Source organism: Pseudomonas sp. NPDC087803 (assembly GCF_044742995.1).
Taxonomy (GTDB): Bacteria; Pseudomonadota; Gammaproteobacteria; order Pseudomonadales; family Pseudomonadaceae; genus Aquipseudomonas.
This window is the reverse complement of the sequence record NZ_JBIUVO010000002.1, coordinates 36,144-51,212: the sequence shown is the minus strand read 5'-3', so window position 1 is coordinate 51,212 and position 15,069 is coordinate 36,144. Positions and strand designations below refer to the sequence as shown.

General features: G+C 62.5%; 15 protein-coding genes. 8 read left to right on the top strand and 7 right to left on the bottom strand.

Features of this window, described 5'->3' with window-relative positions; all coding sequences use genetic code 11:
- Positions 1-87 precede the first annotated feature (87 nt).
- From ACIOUG_RS03355 to ACIOUG_RS03335, 5 genes are read right to left on the bottom strand one after another with little or no spacing between them, the layout of a single operon-like run.
- Positions 88-1,110 carry a GlxA family transcriptional regulator gene (locus tag ACIOUG_RS03355; protein WP_401062501.1) on the bottom strand — a complete coding sequence of 341 codons (1,023 nt, stop codon included), beginning with the start codon at positions 1,108-1,110 and terminating at the stop codon, positions 88-90.
- Positions 1,111-1,160: 50 nt separating this feature from the next.
- On the bottom strand, positions 1,161-2,282 hold the full coding sequence (locus ACIOUG_RS03350) for an agmatine/peptidylarginine deiminase (protein WP_401062500.1): 1,122 nt from the start codon (positions 2,280-2,282) through the stop codon (positions 1,161-1,163).
- Positions 2,283-2,328: 46 nt separating this feature from the next.
- The gene (locus tag ACIOUG_RS03345; RefSeq protein WP_401062498.1) at positions 2,329-3,432 is read right to left on the bottom strand and encodes an extracellular solute-binding protein; all 1,104 of its coding nucleotides are present in this window, start codon (positions 3,430-3,432) and stop codon (positions 2,329-2,331) included.
- A 2-nt stretch (positions 3,433-3,434) separates the two neighbouring features.
- Positions 3,435-4,343 (bottom strand): N-carbamoylputrescine amidase, encoded by a 909-nt coding sequence (gene aguB / locus ACIOUG_RS03340; RefSeq protein WP_401062497.1) that lies wholly within the window; start codon positions 4,341-4,343, stop codon positions 3,435-3,437.
- 3 nt (positions 4,344-4,346) lie between these two features.
- The gene (locus ACIOUG_RS03335) at positions 4,347-5,399 is read right to left on the bottom strand and encodes an agmatine/peptidylarginine deiminase (RefSeq protein WP_401062495.1); all 1,053 of its coding nucleotides are present in this window, start codon (positions 5,397-5,399) and stop codon (positions 4,347-4,349) included.
- A gap of 135 nt (positions 5,400-5,534) precedes the next feature.
- Here ACIOUG_RS03335 and ACIOUG_RS03330 point away from each other — a divergent pair, with 135 nt between their 5' ends.
- Positions 5,535-6,395, top strand: coding sequence for a LysR substrate-binding domain-containing protein (locus tag ACIOUG_RS03330; protein WP_401062493.1), 861 nt, complete (start codon positions 5,535-5,537; stop codon positions 6,393-6,395).
- Here ACIOUG_RS03330 and ACIOUG_RS03325 read toward each other — a convergent pair.
- Positions 6,373-7,299: a LysR substrate-binding domain-containing protein gene (locus tag ACIOUG_RS03325; protein WP_401062491.1), complete on the bottom strand. Its 927-nt coding sequence runs from the start codon at positions 7,297-7,299 to the stop codon at positions 6,373-6,375. The two genes, ACIOUG_RS03330 and ACIOUG_RS03325, sit on opposite strands and share 23 nt — an antisense overlap.
- A 123-nt stretch (positions 7,300-7,422) precedes the next feature.
- On the opposite strand from ACIOUG_RS03325, the gene ACIOUG_RS03320 reads away from it, so the two are divergent.
- The 5 genes from ACIOUG_RS03320 (at position 7,423) to phnE (ending at position 11,488) form a co-directional block, all read left to right on the top strand.
- The gene (locus tag ACIOUG_RS03320) at positions 7,423-7,815 is read left to right on the top strand and encodes a RidA family protein (RefSeq protein ID WP_401062490.1); all 393 of its coding nucleotides are present in this window, start codon (positions 7,423-7,425) and stop codon (positions 7,813-7,815) included.
- 424 nt (positions 7,816-8,239) lie between these two features.
- Complete coding sequence (locus tag ACIOUG_RS03315) at positions 8,240-9,109, top strand: putative selenate ABC transporter substrate-binding protein (protein ID WP_401062488.1); 870 nt, start codon at positions 8,240-8,242, stop codon at positions 9,107-9,109.
- Complete coding sequence (locus tag ACIOUG_RS03310; RefSeq protein WP_003224395.1) at positions 9,106-9,903, top strand: phosphonate ABC transporter ATP-binding protein; 798 nt, start codon at positions 9,106-9,108, stop codon at positions 9,901-9,903. Before ACIOUG_RS03315 ends, ACIOUG_RS03310 begins: the two co-directional genes overlap by 4 nt.
- Positions 9,897-10,724 (top strand): ABC transporter permease subunit, encoded by an 828-nt coding sequence (locus ACIOUG_RS03305; protein ID WP_115989996.1) that lies wholly within the window; start codon positions 9,897-9,899, stop codon positions 10,722-10,724. Before ACIOUG_RS03310 ends, ACIOUG_RS03305 begins: the two co-directional genes overlap by 7 nt.
- The gene (gene phnE, locus ACIOUG_RS03300; protein ID WP_401062486.1) at positions 10,721-11,488 is read left to right on the top strand and encodes a phosphonate ABC transporter, permease protein PhnE; all 768 of its coding nucleotides are present in this window, start codon (positions 10,721-10,723) and stop codon (positions 11,486-11,488) included. Before ACIOUG_RS03305 ends, phnE begins: the two co-directional genes overlap by 4 nt.
- Positions 11,489-11,498: 10 nt before the next feature.
- On the opposite strand, the gene ACIOUG_RS03295 is transcribed toward phnE, so the two are convergent.
- Positions 11,499-12,272 carry an AraC family transcriptional regulator gene (locus ACIOUG_RS03295; protein ID WP_103485020.1) on the bottom strand — a complete coding sequence of 258 codons (774 nt, stop codon included), beginning with the start codon at positions 12,270-12,272 and terminating at the stop codon, positions 11,499-11,501.
- Positions 12,273-12,472: 200 nt separating this feature from the next.
- Between ACIOUG_RS03295 and ACIOUG_RS03290 the strand changes: the two genes are divergently transcribed.
- Both ACIOUG_RS03290 and ACIOUG_RS03285 read left to right on the top strand, forming a co-directional pair.
- The gene (locus ACIOUG_RS03290) at positions 12,473-14,101 is read left to right on the top strand and encodes an APC family permease (protein ID WP_401062484.1); all 1,629 of its coding nucleotides are present in this window, start codon (positions 12,473-12,475) and stop codon (positions 14,099-14,101) included.
- A gap of 22 nt (positions 14,102-14,123) precedes the next feature.
- Positions 14,124-15,050, top strand: coding sequence for a 4-hydroxyproline epimerase (locus tag ACIOUG_RS03285; RefSeq protein ID WP_401062482.1), 927 nt, complete (start codon positions 14,124-14,126; stop codon positions 15,048-15,050).
- Positions 15,051-15,069 lie beyond the last annotated feature (19 nt).

The window sequence follows — 15,069 nt, the reverse complement described above, 5'->3', positions numbered from 1 at the left end:
CGCTCCCACATTGGTCGGCGCCGGGCCAGTGGTTCTGACACCAACCACAGGGGCTGGGCCTATGGCTGGCAGTAGAAACAGCGCGGGCTATTTGACCAGGCGTTTTTCCCTGGACGGTCGGTAACCGAAGAACGCGCTGTAGCATTTGCTGAAATGGCTCGGCGAAACGAAGCCGCAGGCCACCAGCACTTCCATCTGTGACAGCTCGGTGTGTTGCAGCAGGCGCCGGGCTTCGGTGATGCGCAATTCCAGGTAATAGCGCTGCGGCGTGGTGCCCAGTTGCTCCTTGAACAAGCGCTCCAGCTGCCGCCGCGATCGGCCGGCGTACACCGCCAGTTGCTCAAGTTCCAGCGGTTCTTCGAGGTTGGCATCCATCAGTTTGACCACCTCGCGCAGCGGTGCACTGACGCAGAGGTTTTCGTCCGGTTTGATCCGTCGGTACCGCGACTCCTCGAACGCCAGAATGTCCTCGATGCCTTCGACCAGCGCCTTGCCGTGCAGGCTCTTGATCCAGTCCAGCGCCATATGAAAAGCCCCCGACGGACTCGACGCCGTGAGCCGGTCGCGATCAATCACATACGGTTCACTGCTGACCTGGGTGGCTTTGGCAATTTCCGTCAGCGCGGGACGATGTTCCGGGTGGATCGCGCAACGATAGCCATCGAGCAATCCGGCGCGGCCGAGAAACCACGCACCATTCCACAATCCGGCCAGACTGACGCCGCGTTCCGCAGCCGCGCGCAGCAGGCTGATCAACTCCTCGCTGGCCTTCAGCTCGGTGCGGTAGCCGCCGCACACCACCAGCAGGTCCAGCTGCGCAAGACTGCCCACGTCAATTAGCGCATCTGGACGAATCACCAGCCCCAGATCGCTGATCACCTCACCTTCGCCCAGCCCGAACGTGCGCGAGCCGAACAACCCGGCGCGCAACAGGTTGGCGGTGATGATGGTGTCCAGCGCCTGGGTGAAGGCCGGCAGCGAAAAGTGTTCCAGCAACAGAAAACCGGTGCGGGTGATGCGGGTCGCGGCAGATTGCTCATTCAGATAGCGGAGGTTTTTGCCCTTCATGCCTCCGCTGAATTGACGTCGTTCGATCAAGGTCTGGCCCATCGGTCATGTTGTTATGCGCCGATAGTTGGCTCGATGGGCCAAAGAGTCAATCACGCTTGCGGCTGATGACTGGTCACGCAGTGAATCCCGCCGCCACCGGCCGCAATTGCGTCGATGTTCAGCAACTCGACTTTGCGCTCCGGATACAGCTTCGACAGCAGGTCGTAAGCCTTCTGGTCGGCCGCCTTGTCGCCGAATTCCGGGGCGATGATCGCGCCGTTGATCACGAAGTAGTTGATGTAACCGGCGGCGAAATCCGGATTGTTCTGGTTGAACTTGCTCTTGCGCGGCTTGAGCGGCGGCGAAATGGTGTGAATCTGCAGTTTGCGACCGTCAGCATCGGTGGCGTTTTGCAGAATCTCCAGGTGCGCCAGCGTGACTTGGTGATCGTAGGATTCAGGGTCGCTGTCGAGGTTGGCAATCACCACACCGGGCTTGATGAACCGCGCATAGAAATCGACGTGAGCGTCGGTGATGTCCTTGCCCTTGATCCCCGGCAGCCAGATGATTTTGCGCAGGCCCAGACGCTCCTTCAATTCCGCCTCGACCTCGGCCTTGCTCCAGCCCGGATTGCGGTTGCTGTTGATCCAGCTGCTCTCGGTCATGATCCCGGTGCCGTGACCGTCGACTTCAATGCCGCCGCCCTCGCCCACCAGCTCACTGCGCAGGTAAGTCGCCTGTGCGTCGGCCGCCACTCGCGCGGCGATTTTTGCATCCTTGCTGTGCCGCTGTTTGTCGCCCCAACCGTTGAAATTGAAGTCCACGGCGCCGAGTCCGCCCTTGTCGTCGATGACAAAATTGGCGCCGATGTCGCGCATCCAGATGTCGTCGAGCGCGGCGGTAATGTAGGTGACGTTGCGGGTGCCGCAGTACTCTTCGGCGAGGCTGCGTTCGCCGCTGCGACAAAACACCGTGAGCGGTTGATAACGGGCAATGGTGCGGGCGATGCGGCCCAGCGCAGCCTGCACATCCGCGGTGAAATCTTCCCAGATCGCATCCTGTGCGCCGAAAGCGATGAAGGCGCGCTCGTGCTTGTCGCCCTCGTCGGGCATAAACCAATCCCCCGCGCTGGCCGCCAGCAATTTGCCCGGCGTCAGGCCAAGGCCCATGACCGCGGCGCTGACACCTGCAGCGACCGATACCTGTTTTATGAACTCACGACGCGTCGACATATCTGGATTTCCTGAAAGGGCCGGCGACCGGGCGCCGGCGGTTGAATCATGGCTGAGTAGCGGTTTTGAATTTGGTCCAGGTGCGCATCCGTGCCCGCATGTCGGCCTGAGGGATGTCCTTGCCCGGAATCAAACGAGCATAGGTCGCCTCGTCGAGGTAGATGTCCGGGTTGTTGCGCATCGCCGCATCAACGCTGGCCCGTGCCTTGGCATTGGAAGTCGGGTAACCGGTGAAGTTACTGATCGCCGCCATGTTCTGCGGACGCATCACGAAGTTGATGAACGCGTAGGCGTATTCCGGATACCGGGCATCGACCGGAATCGCCATGGTGTCCATCCACACCGTGGTGCCCTCGCGAGGGATGCGGTACTCGAATCGAGTGCCCTTGCCGGCACTGTCCGAGGTGCGCTGGGCCTGGGTCATGTCGCCGCTGTAACCCAGCGACAGGCACAGGTTTCCGTTGACCAGATCGGTCACCGGTTGCGACTGGAACTTGCGCACGTACGGCCGCAGCTTCATCAACAACTCACTGGCCGCTGCCAGATCCGCCGGTTTCGCGCTGCGCGGATCACGCCCCAGGTAATTGAGCACCACCGCCAGCACTTCGTCCGGCGAGTCGATCAGCGAAATTCCGCAGTCGGCAAACTTTGCCGCCAGCTCCGGTTTGAACAGCATGTCGAGGCTGCTGACCGGTGCGTCGGCCATGCGCTGCTGGATCTGCGCCGCGTTATAGGTCAGGCCGATGGTGCCCCAGGTGTAGGGCACGGTGGCTTGGCTGGAGTGTTCGTAATGGCTGCGCAGTTTCTGCAAACCGGGTTCGATGTCGGCCAGCGCCGTCAGCTTCGATTGATCCAGCGGCATCAGGCTGCCGGCGCGCATCAGGCGCTCGGCGACGGTGTCGCCGGGGAAGATCAGGTCATAACCGCTGCCGCCAGAGAGCATCTTCGCTTCAAGGGTTTCGCTGCCGTCCATGACGTCGTAAATCACCTTGATCCCGGTTTCCGCGGTGAAGCGGCTTAGCGTGTCTTCGGCAAAATAATCGGCCCAGTTGTACAGCCGCAGGGTTTTGTCCTCGGCATGCAGTGACGGGATCACACAAGTCAGCGCCAGACCCAGCGCGCTCAGCAGTCTTTTGTGGTGCGTAGCCATGTTCAAACCCCTTGAGTGTTCCAGCGTGCATGCAGGTGGCGACCGTCCTGACTGAGCAGCGCGCCATACATGTCCGGCCGCCGGTCACGGTAGATGCCCCAACTCAGGCGCTCTTCGCGCATCGTGTCGAGATCGAGGCTGTGCACCCATACGCCGCTGCTGTCGCGGTCGGCTTCGGCGAGCAACTGGCCTTTGTGATCGCTGATGAACGACGAGCCGTAGAAGCGCATTTGCAGCGACGGATCGGTGGTCGCTACCTCACGCCCGACCCGGTTCGCCGCCACCACTGGCAGCAGATTGGCGGCAGCATGACCGCGCATGGTCATCTGCCAGTGATCGCGGGAATCCAGCGCCGCGCAACCCGGCTCAGAGCCAATGGCCGTGGGGAACAGCAACACTTCAGCGCCCATCAACGCCAGGCAACGCGCGGTTTCGGGAAACCACTGATCCCAGCAGATACCCACCCCGAGGCGACCGAACGCGGTTTCCCAGACGCGGAAACCGCTGTCGCCGGGGCTGAAATATTCCTTCTCCTGATAGCCGATGGCGTTGGGGATGTGGGTCTTGCGATACACCCCCGACAGACGCCCGTCGGCATCGGCCACGCTCAACGAATTGAAACAGGCGTTGCCGGCCTTTTCGAACCAGCTCAGTGGCAACACCACGCCCAGCTCTTTGGCCAGCGCGGCGAAGCGCTGCAGCACACGGCTGTCGCGATATTCCTCGGCCAGCGCCAGATGTTTGTGACTCTGTTCGATGCAGAAATACGGCGTGGCGAACAGCTCCTGCAACAGGATCACCTGCGCGCCCTGCGCGGCGGCCTCACGCACCAGTTGCTCGGCCTGATCGAGGTTGCGCGGCAGGTCCCAGGTGCACGGCATCTGGGTGGTGGCGATGGTCAGATGGCGCATCGCTCAACCCTCCAGCGGCCAGGCGGGTTGCTGCTGGGTGATGCAATGCACCCCGCCGCCGCCATGGGCCAGATGATTGATGCGCACCGGCACCACTTCGCGTCCGGGGAACGCCTGCGCCAGCACTTTGGCCGCCGCCTCGTCGGCCTCGATGCCGTAGGCCGGCATGATGATCGCGCCGTTGGCGATGTAGAAGTTGGTGTACGAGGCGCAGAACACTTCGGCGTCGCTGTCCACCGCTTCGCTGGCTTCGAACAGTTCGATCAGCTCGAACTTGCGCCCTTGGGCGTCGGTCGCCAACTCCAATGCGCGGCGGTTTTCCCGCACCACTTCGGCGTACACCGAACTCTGGTCATGCGTCGCATCCACCAGCAACACACCGGGACGGGCGAAGGCGCAGACGCCATCGACGTGGCCGTCGGTCATGTCGCCGGTGACGTAATCCGGATCGCCCGGCAACCAGATGGTTTTCTTCACACCGAGCAAGCGGCTGAAGATTTCTTCCATCTCGGCCTTGCCGATGCCCGGGTTGCGATTGGGGTTGAGCAGCACCGATTCGGTGGTGATCAGCGTGCCCTCGCCATCGACATGAATCGCCCCGCCCTCGTTGCTCAGCGGCGTGCCGAAGCATTCCAGCCCGAGATGATTGAGTGCGCGCCGCGCCAGGCTCTCATCCAGCTCATGCGCCGACTTGCCGCCCCAGGCATTGAAGCGCCAGCTGACACCGGCCAGCCCCTGCTGTGGGTGGCAGACGAAGCTCGGGCCAGAGTCGCGGCACCAACTGTCGTTGACCGCCAGCGGGATCAGCTCGATGTTCGGCCCGCACAGGGCTTTGGCGCTCGCCAGCGCCGACGGATCAACGACCATTTTCACCGGTTCGAAGCGGGCGATGGCGTTGGCGACCCGGGCGAAATCCTCTTGCACCAGCGGCAAGGTCACCCGCCATCCCGATTCCCACAGCGCCTGGTTATGCGGCCAGACCATCCACGTCGCGGCATGCGTCACCCATTCGGCAGGCATCATCCAAGCGTTGTTGTTATTCTCGTTGCGCGGCATGACAGGCACCTCTCGATTAAGCCATTGTGTTCAATGGAAATTGCCGTGATTTGGCGTGAGGTGAATGCTACGGAGCTGAAACCGCGCAAACAAACGATGGATTTTGCGTAGAACTGATTAGAGGAACTTATCGTTATGCTCAAACACTGGCCGCCGCTCAGCTCCCTGCGCGGCTTCGAAGCGGCAGCACGCCTTGGCAGTTTTCACAAGGCTGCCGATGAGTTGAGCCTCACTCAGTCGGCGATCAGCCAGCAGATCCGCAGCCTCGAGGCGTACCTCGAACAGCCGCTGTTCTTTCGCAACGGTCGCAGCGTGTCGCTGACCGATGCCGGCCACGATCTGCTCAGCACCACCCAGGCGATGCTCCAGCAACTGGCGGTCGGCATCCGCCGTCTGGGCCAATATCAGAAACCCAATCAACTGGTGCTCAACACCACGCCAGCGTTCGCCCGGCATTGGTTGCTACCGCGTCTGGCGGATTTTCGCCGCCAGCATCCGCAGGTCGATCTGTGGATTTTCAGCACCGATGAAGTGCCGGACATGACCACTCAGACCATCGACTTGGCGGTGCGCGATGACATCAGCTCCCAGGCGGAGTGCAGCTTCAAGGTGCTGCATGCCGACCGCCTGTTTCCGGCGTGTCATCCCAGCGTTTTGGCGCAACCTGCCGCGCAACGCACCACCCTGCATGGCGAACGGGAAATGGACTGGAGCCATTGGGCGGTGGAGGCCGGGGTCGACGTCGGGCAACAGGATCAGGGGCTGAATTTTTCCGATCCGGGCTTGCTGCTGGACGCGGCGTGCTCAGGCCTGGGGATTGCGTTGGTCAGCCAGTTGCTCAGCCGCCAGGCGCGGGACACGGGGTTGCTGCAGCCGTTGGTGGCGCAAACCATTCGTGGCCCGAACTGGGCGCTGCTGAGCCATCGCGACAGTGAGAATGATCCGATGGCGCGCAGCTTCAGCGAGTGGCTGATCAATAATCTCGACGCTCAATGACCGGTGCGTGCTGCGCCATCAGCTCGCTGATCCAGTCGATGAACACCCGCAGTTTCAAGCTGAGATGCCGGTTCGGCGGGTACGCCACATAAAGCGGCATCGGTTCGAGCTGCCAGTCCTCGAACAGCGGCACCAACTCGCCTCGGGCTTGATGCGCGTCGGACATGTACGTGGGTAACCAGAGCACGCCCATACCGGCCAGGCCTGCAGCTAGATAGGCGTTGCCGTCATCGACGGCGAGCACGTGGCGGCCCTTGATCTGCAGGTGCTCGCTGCCATTGTGCAAGGCGTAGGGCACCGGTTTGCCGGTGCGCGCCCAGAGAAAGCCGACCACCCGATGATGCGAGTCTTCCAGCTCGCGTGGATGCCGCGGCGTGCCGGCGCGGGCCAGATAACTCGGCGCGGCAAATACCCCGAGCTGAAGATCGGCGACCCGCCGCGCCATCAGTGACTGATCGAGCAATTCGCCGCCGCGCACCACGCAATCGACGTTCTCATCAATGATGTCGACGATGCGATCGCTGACGCCCATGTCGATCTGAATATCCGGGTAACGCGCGTGAAACTCAGGCAATGCCGGCATCAGAATCAGCCTCGCCAGCGGACTTGGCACATCGACGCGCAAGCGCCCCCTGGGCAGCGCCGACGCGCCGGCCAGGCTAGCCTCCGCGTCGTCCATGTCCGCCAGCAGCTTGATCACTCGCTCGTAATAAATCGCGCCATCGGCAGTGACGTTGACCTTGCGTGTGGTGCGGTTGAGCAACTTGACCCGCAGCCGTGCTTCCAGCTGCTGCACCAGTTGGGTCACGGTGGTCTTGCTCATGTGCAGGGTCTCGGCAGCCTTGGTGAAACTCCCCGCCTCGACCACCCGGGCGAAGGCCTGCATTGCATCGAAACGATCCACTTTTCAGCTTCCTGATTGTTTGGAATTTGCAAACAGTGAACGCCAAGGTTGCGCGTTTATCGCGGCCGCGCAAGTCCCTACAGTCACTCCATCGTCAACGACCAGACAATGATGGAGACACCCATGACCCAGCGCGACGTAGTTTTCCCGCCAGCCCGCCATGCGCTTTACGAGCGCCATCGCTATTCACCGGCAATTCGCTCCAATGGTTTTCTGTTTGTCTCGGGACAGGTCGGCAGCCGTGAAGATGGTTCGCCCGAGCCGGATCTGCAGGATCAGGTGCGCCTGGCCTTCAACAACCTCAATGCGATCCTCGATGCCGCCGGTGGCAGCTTCGCTGATGCGGTCGACGTCACGGTGTTCATGGTCGATCCGCAATCGACCTTCGAAACCATTTGGGAAGTGGTACCGGAGTTCTGGGGCAGCGCGCCGTATCCGACGATTACTGCGGTCGGCGTGACTTGGCTGGCCGGGTTTCAGTTCGAAATCAAAGTGATCGCCAAAATTCCCGTGTAGGCGCTGCGGCACGCTGCGATCTTTTGATCCTCAATCGAGACGCAAAGATCGCAGCCTCGTTTCACTCGACAGCTCCTACAGGGGTTTTCGTGATCACCGCGGCAGTGAACGATCCTGAATCACCAGTCTGTAGGAGCTGCGGCACGCTGCGATCTTTTGATCCTCAATCGAGACGCAAAGATCGCAGGCTCGTTTCACTCGACAGCTCCTACAGGTTTTTTAGTGATCAGAGAGTTGGAGAACTACTGATTCGAGCGAGCCACTGGCATGAAACGTGGCGTAACACACCGCCAGACTTCGCGGCTGGTCTTTAACCGCCAGCCCGCGTACAACCTCGCCGTTTCGTCTAACCTGATTGAGCGCCCGAGCGCGACACCTCGCGCCTTGGCACTTAGAATGCGACGCTCATGAAACGGAGATTTCCATGCTCAAACGAACCCTGGCACTGACTGCTGGTCTGGCCCTGTCTTTTTCTGCTCTGGTGGCGCATGCCGCCGATGTGTTGCGGGTCAGCGCGATTCCCGATGAAGCACCGACCGAATTGCTGCGCAAGTTCGAGCCGCTGGGCGCGTATCTGGAGCAGCAGTTGGGCATGAAAGTGCAGTTCGTTCCCGTGGCCGACTATCCGGCGGTGGTCGAAGCGCTGGCGACCGATCGCCTCGACATGGCCTGGCTGGGCGGCTTCACCTTTGTTCAGGCGCGCCTGAAGACTGAGGGCGAAGGCAAAACCCCGGTTATCCCGCTGGTGCAGCGCGAGCAGGATGCGCAGTTCACCAGCAAATTCATCAGCGCCGACCCGAACGTCAAGAGCCTGGCCGACCTCAAGGACAAGACCTTTGCCTTCGGCTCGGTGTCGTCGACATCCGGCAGCCTGATGCCGCGTTATTTCATGCTGAAGAACGACAACATCAAACCTGAAGACTATTTCAGCCGCGTCGCCTACTCCGGTGCGCATGACGCCACCGTGGCCTGGGTCCAGGCGGGCAAGGTCGATGCCGGTGTGCTCAACGCCAGCGTCTGGCAGAAACTGGTGGACAGCGGCAAGGTCGATACCAGCAAGGTCCACGTGTTCGCCACCACCCCGGCCTACTTCGATTACAACTGGACCGTGCGCGGCACCCTCGACCCGGCGCTGGCGGCGAAGATCAAAAAAGCCTTCCTCGACCTCGACCCGGCCAACCCCGAGCAGAAGAAGATTCTTGATCTGCAGGCGGCCAGCCGGTTCATCGACACCAAACCCGAGAACTACAAGGGCATCGAGGAAGCCGCTCGCGCTGCCGACCTGCTGAAATGACCCTGAGCCTCAAACACGCCAGCCTGCACCACGCCAACGGGGTCGACGCGTTACGCGGCGTTGACCTGCAGATTGGCGTGGGTGAACAGGTAGCGATCATCGGCCCTTCCGGGGCTGGCAAGTCGAGTCTGTTGAATCTGCTGGCCACCGCGTTGCGCCCCAGCAGCGGTGAAATCGAGGTGCTGGGCGAGCGTCCCTGGCACCTATCCGCCCATCAACGGCAACGCCTGCGTGCGCGCATCGGTCTGGTTCACCAAGCGCCGCCGCTGCCGCCGCGCCAACGGGTGGTGACGGCGGTGCTGGCCGGCAAACTCGGGCAGTGGAGTCTGGGCAAAAGCCTGCTGAATCTGCTGCATCCCACGGACATTCCCGGCGCCCGTGCGGCCCTCGCCCGGTTGGATCTGGGCGACAAACTCTTCGCTTACTGCCAGCAATTGTCCGGCGGCCAATTGCAGCGCGTGGGCATTGCCCGGGTGCTGTATCAGGCGCCGGAGGTTCTGCTGGCGGACGAACCGGTGTCGGCGATGGACCCGGTGCTCGCCGGGCACACCCTGTCGATCCTCGCGCAGCACGCGCGGGCGCACAACGTCACACTGGTGGCGAGCCTGCACGCGGTGGAACTGGCGCTGGCGCATTTCCCGCGGGTCATCGGCCTGCGCGACGGCCAGATCCTGTTTGACAGCCCAGCCGAACAGGTCAGCCGCGAAATGCTCGACACGCTGTACGCCAACGAGCAATTGCAAAGCCCGACGACGCCCAGTGCGCCGCTGATTGTGCAGATCCCGCGATGCTGAGGGCCGATTCACGCGACCCGGCCGCCGCGCCGCGATTGTTGCTGACGCTGCTGGCGCTGGCCTTGCTGTGGCCGGGGATCCAGCTCAGTGAACTGGATCTTGGGGTGTTGCTGCACAGTGACAGCCAGACCGAAATGGGCCGTTTCATCTCCGGATTCTGGCCACCGGCACATGACCACGATTTTCTCCAGTTGCTGCTCAAAGCCACCCTGCAAACCCTGGCCATCGCCACCGCCGGCATGGCTCTGGCGCTGCTGCTGGCGGTGCCGGCCAGCCTGATTGCCAGCCGCGCGCTGTCATTGTCTGCGGCGTCCCGGAGCGGCATTCCCAGTCGGGTCGGGCGCTTGTTGCGCTGGCCGGTGCGCGGGCTGCTGATCTTCTTGCGCAGCGTGCCGGAGATCGTCTGGGCGCTACTGTTTGTGCGTGCCGTGGGCCTCGGCCCGGCGGCCGGTGTGTTGGCGATCGCGATCACCTACAGCGGCATGCTCGGCAAGGTTTACGCGGAAATTTTCGAATCCACCGACCAGCGCCCGGCTCACGCCTTGATGCAGGCCGGCAGCGGACGGCTCGCGGCATTTGCCTACGGGATTCTGCCGAATGTCGCGGCGGAATTGCTGTCGTACACGGTGTATCGCTGGGAGTGCGCGATTCGTGCCTCGGTGGTGATGGGGTTTGTCGGCGCCGGTGGCCTCGGCCAGCAGATCGACCTGTCGTTGCGCATGTTCGCCAGCGGTGAAGTGGCGAGCATGTTGCTGACCTTCCTGATTCTGGTGCTCGGTGCCGATCAACTCAGCCGCCTGCTGCGCTGGAGGCTGACATGAATCGCCTGATCAATCTGTTGCTGATGGTCGCGATTGGCGTCGCGGTCATCGCCTCATTCGGTTACCTCGAACTCGACCTCGGTGAACTGGGCAGCGCCACCAGCCTTAAGCAGATGGGCGCCTATGCGCAGCGTTTTCTCAGCCCGGACCTGAGCGCCACGCACTTGCAGGCAATCCTCAAGGGTTCGCTGGAAACCCTCGCCATGTCGGCCCTCGGCACCCTGCTCGCGGCGGTGTTCGGCATCCTGCTGGCATTGCCTGCGGCCGGGCGTTTCGGCTGGCCGTTGCAAAGCGCTTCGCGGCTCTTGCTCAACGGCCTGCGGGCGATTCCGGAACTGGTGTGGGCGGCGCTGATGGTGCTCGCCGCCGGCCTCGGCCCGAACGCCGGCACCCTCGCGCTGGCCCTGCACACCACTGGGGTGCTCGGTCGGTTGTTCGCCGAAGCACTGGAAAATACACCGCCGGAACCTGCCGAAGCGATCCGTTTGCAGGGCGGCAACCCGGTGCTCGCCTTCTGCTACGGCACCCTGCCCAACCTCGCTCCGCAATTGCTCGCGTATTGCCTGTATCGCTGGGAAAACAACATTCGCATGGCCAGCGTGCTGGGCTTCGTCGGTGCTGGCGGATTGGGGCAGATGCTGTATGTCAGCCTCAGCCTGTTTCAGGAAGCGCAGGCGAGTACGGTGATTCTGGCGATGCTGATTCTGGTGCTGGGCGTGGATTCGCTGAGTGCCTGGAGCCGACAGCGCTGGGTCAAGGCCTGACGGGCAAACCTCACTGCGCCGTCGCCAACCGATACTGGCGCGGGGTAAATCCGGTCGACGCCTTGAACTGCCGGGTGAACGCGCTGTGGTCGGTATAACCGCATTGCAGCGCCACTTCGGTGATCGGCAACTCGCCGTGCAACAGCCGATGTGCATGCTCAAGACGCACTTTCTGGATCATCTGCCGCGGCGTCAGGTGGAACACGCGCTTGCAGTAGCGCTCCAGTTGCGCCACTGAAATCCCGGCGATGCGCGTCAGTTCGCCGAGGCTGACCCGGCGATTGAAATTCGCCCGAATGTATTCATCCACCGCCGCCAGTCGCTGATACGCCGGATGGGTTTCGCTGGCGGTTTGCAGGTCGACGGAAATTCCCGCCAGGCCAATGATCCGATTATCCCGGTTGTACAGCGGACGCTTGTGCGTCAGGCACCAGCCCGGTTCGCGGCTGCCGTACAGATGCAGCTCCAGCTGATCCTCCAGCACAAACCCCTCCTCCAGTACCCGTCGATCCTGCTCGGTGTAGCCCGGGCCCAATTGCGCCGGAAACACCTCGGCGCTGGTCTTGCCCAGCAGCGGTCGCAGGTCTTTCAAACCGCAGCGCTGCACCAAAGTCTGGTTGGCCATGACGTAGCGCGCCTGCAGATCCTTGATGAAGATCGCCGCGTTGGGAATCACGTCGAGCATGGGCAACAGCAGCGCCATGCTGGCGAGCAGATCGTCGAGGCTTTGCGGTCGGCTCGCTTCGTTCTGCTGGCTCAGGATCGCAAACGCATTCTGCGTCATGACTGTCACTCCCCACGGTGCGCTTTGGCTTGCGCGCAGATTGCCCGATGGCCGACAGCCTGTCGAGCCGGGCCTTTGCCGTTGGCCATTGTGCTGATTTCGTCATCGTCACCGGCAAAAAACATCAATCGCGCATCGCCTGATGAGTTCACTGTAGCGCCACTGCACGCCCCTCCAACAACCAACAAGAAGGCGACGCTATGACAGGCCAAGGCAAGTTCAAGAAACAACTTTCACTGATAGACCTCACGTTCATCGGGCTGGGGGCGATCTTCGGTTCGGGCTGGTTGTTCGCGGCCAGTCACGTGTCGGCCATCGCCGGCCCGGCGGGGATCTTTTCCTGGCTGCTCGGTGGTTTCGCCGTGTTGCTGCTGGGCATCGTCTACTGCGAACTGGGCGCCGCACTGCCCCGTGCCGGCGGCGTGGTGCGCTACCCGGTTTACTCCCACGGCCCGCTGCTCGGCTACCTGATGGGCTTCATCACGCTGATCGCGTTTTCCAGTCTGGTGGCGATCGAAGTGGTTGCCTCCCGGCAATATGCGGCGGCGTGGTTTCCCGAGTTGACCAAGGTCGGTTCCAGCGACCCGACCGTGCTCGGCTGGTTCGTGCAGTTCGGACTGTTGTGCCTGTTTTTCCTGCTCAATTACCGCAGCGTGAAGACCTTCGCCATGGCCAACAATCTGGTCAGCGTGTTCAAGTTCATCGTGCCGCTGCTGGTGATCGGCGTGTTGTTCAGCTTCTTCAAACCGGCGAATTTCGAAGTGCACGGCTTTGCGCCGTTCGGTTTGTCGGGGATCGAAATGGCGGTCTCGGCCGGCGGGGTGATCTTCGCTTATCTGGGCCTGACGCCGATCATTTCCGTGGCCAGTGAAGTGAAGAACCCGCAACGCACGATTCCGATTGCGCTGATCCTGTCGGTGCTGCTGTCCACTGCGATTTACGTGTTGCTGCAAACCGCTTTCCTCGGCGGCATCCCCACCGAAATGCTCGCCAATGGCTGGGCCGGCGTCGCCAAGGAACTGGCCCTGCCGTATCGCGACATCGCTCTGGCACTGGGCGTCGGCTGGCTGGCGTATCTGGTGGTGGCCGATGCGGTGATCTCGCCCAGCGGCTGCGGCAACATCTACATGAACGCCACGCCGCGAGTGATCTACGGCTGGGCGCAGACCGGGACCTTCTTCAAGATCTTCACCCGCATCGACGAAAAATCCGGCATTCCGCGTCCGGCGCTGTGGCTGACCTTTGGCCTGTCGGTGTTCTGGACCCTGCCGTTCCCGTCGTGGGAAGCGCTGATCAACGTGGTCTCCGCTGCGCTGGTCTTGAGCTACGCCGTGGCCCCGGTAACGGTGGCCGCACTGCGCCGCAACGCGCCGGACATGCCGCGTCCGTTCCGGGTCAAGGGCATGAATGTGCTTGGGCCACTGTCGTTCATCATCGCCGCGCTGATCGTCTACTGGTCGGGCTGGGGCACCGTGTCGTGGTTGCTCGGCCTGCAAATCCTGATGTTTGTGATCTACCTGTTGTGCGGGCGCATGGTGCCGACCGCGCACCTCAACCTCGGCCAGCAAGTGCGCTCGTCGGCGTGGCTGATCGGCTTCTACGCGCTGACCATCGTCCTCTCCAAACTCGGCAGCTTCGGCGGTATCGGCGTACTCAGTCATCCATTCGACACGGTGATCGTCGCGGTCTGCGCGCTGGGCATCTACTACTGGGGCGCCGCCACTGGCGTGCCGGCACGCCTGATTCGTCTGGAAACCGAAGATGACGAAAGTGAAGCCGCTGAATCCTCCACCCATTCGGCAACCGGCCAACGCCCGGCTCACGCCTGACATTCACTGAAGGGACGCGTTCATGAAACGACTGCACATTATCGACTCTCATACCGGCGGCGAACCCACGCGCCTGGTGATGACAGGCTTCCCCGAGTTGCCCGGCAACAGCGTCGCCGAGCAGCGCGATGCCTTGCGCGAAGGCCACGATCAATGGCGCCGCGCCTGCCTGCTGGAACCGCGCGGCAACGACGTGCTGGTCGGCGCGCTGTACTGCGCGCCGGTGTCGCCGGATGCCACCTGCGGGGTGATTTTCTTCAACAACGCCGGCTACCTCGGCATGTGCGGCCACGGCACCATCGGCCTGATCAACTCGCTGCATTACCTGGGGCTAATCGAAACGGGCGTGCACCAGATCGACACCCCGGTCGGCACGGTCAGCGCCATCCTGCACGAGGACGGCGCGGTGACCCTGGGCAACGTCCCGGCCTGGCGCTACCGCAAACAGGTGCCGGTGGAAGTGCCCGGTTACGGTCGCGTGGTCGGCGATATTGCCTGGGGCGGCAACTGGTTTTTCCTCGTCTCCGAACACGGTCAGGACTTGCAGATGAGCAACGTCGAAGCCCTCACCGAGTACACCTGGGCGATGCTCAAGGCCCTGGAAGCCCAAGGCATCCACGGCGAGGGCGGCGCGCTGATCGACCACGTCGAGCTGTTTGCCGACGACGACAAGGCTGACAGCCGCAACTTCGTCATGTGCCCGGGCAAGGCCTACGACCGCTCGCCCTGCGGCACCGGCACCAGCGCCAAACTCGCCTGTCTGGCCGCTGACGGCAAACTCGCTGAAGGCCAGGTCTGGACCCAGGCCAGCATCACCGGCAGCCAGTTCGAAGGCCGCTTCGAATGGCATGGCGAGCGCGTGCGCCCGTTCATTACCGGGCGCGCCTACATGACCGCCGATGCCACTCTGCTGATCGACGAGCAGGACCCTTTCGCGTGGGGCATCTGAGTGCCCCGCTTTTCTACCG

Bases quoted from the DNA above. Each gene is read 5' to 3' on its own strand.
- ACIOUG_RS03315 (WP_401062488.1), top strand. From the start codon at position 8,240: ATGCTCAAACGAACCCTGGCACTGACTGCTGGTCTGGCCCTGTCTTTT.
- aguB (WP_401062497.1), bottom strand. From the start codon at position 4,343: ATGCGCCATCTGACCATCGCCACCACCCAGATGCCGTGCACCTGGGAC.
- ACIOUG_RS03305 (WP_115989996.1), top strand. From the start codon at position 9,897: ATGCTGAGGGCCGATTCACGCGACCCGGCCGCCGCGCCGCGATTGTTG.
- ACIOUG_RS03355 (WP_401062501.1), bottom strand. From the start codon at position 1,110: ATGGGCCAGACCTTGATCGAACGACGTCAATTCAGCGGAGGCATGAAG.
- ACIOUG_RS03290 (WP_401062484.1), top strand. From the start codon at position 12,473: ATGACAGGCCAAGGCAAGTTCAAGAAACAACTTTCACTGATAGACCTC.
- ACIOUG_RS03330 (WP_401062493.1), top strand. From the start codon at position 5,535: ATGCTCAAACACTGGCCGCCGCTCAGCTCCCTGCGCGGCTTCGAAGCG.
- ACIOUG_RS03345 (WP_401062498.1), bottom strand. From the start codon at position 3,432: ATGGCTACGCACCACAAAAGACTGCTGAGCGCGCTGGGTCTGGCGCTG.
- phnE (WP_401062486.1), top strand. From the start codon at position 10,721: ATGAATCGCCTGATCAATCTGTTGCTGATGGTCGCGATTGGCGTCGCG.
- ACIOUG_RS03320 (WP_401062490.1), top strand. From the start codon at position 7,423: ATGACCCAGCGCGACGTAGTTTTCCCGCCAGCCCGCCATGCGCTTTAC.
- ACIOUG_RS03350 (WP_401062500.1), bottom strand. From the start codon at position 2,282: ATGTCGACGCGTCGTGAGTTCATAAAACAGGTATCGGTCGCTGCAGGT.
- ACIOUG_RS03285 (WP_401062482.1), top strand. From the start codon at position 14,124: ATGAAACGACTGCACATTATCGACTCTCATACCGGCGGCGAACCCACG.
- ACIOUG_RS03335 (WP_401062495.1), bottom strand. From the start codon at position 5,399: ATGCCGCGCAACGAGAATAACAACAACGCTTGGATGATGCCTGCCGAA.
- ACIOUG_RS03310 (WP_003224395.1), top strand. From the start codon at position 9,106: ATGACCCTGAGCCTCAAACACGCCAGCCTGCACCACGCCAACGGGGTC.
- ACIOUG_RS03295 (WP_103485020.1), bottom strand. From the start codon at position 12,272: ATGACGCAGAATGCGTTTGCGATCCTGAGCCAGCAGAACGAAGCGAGC.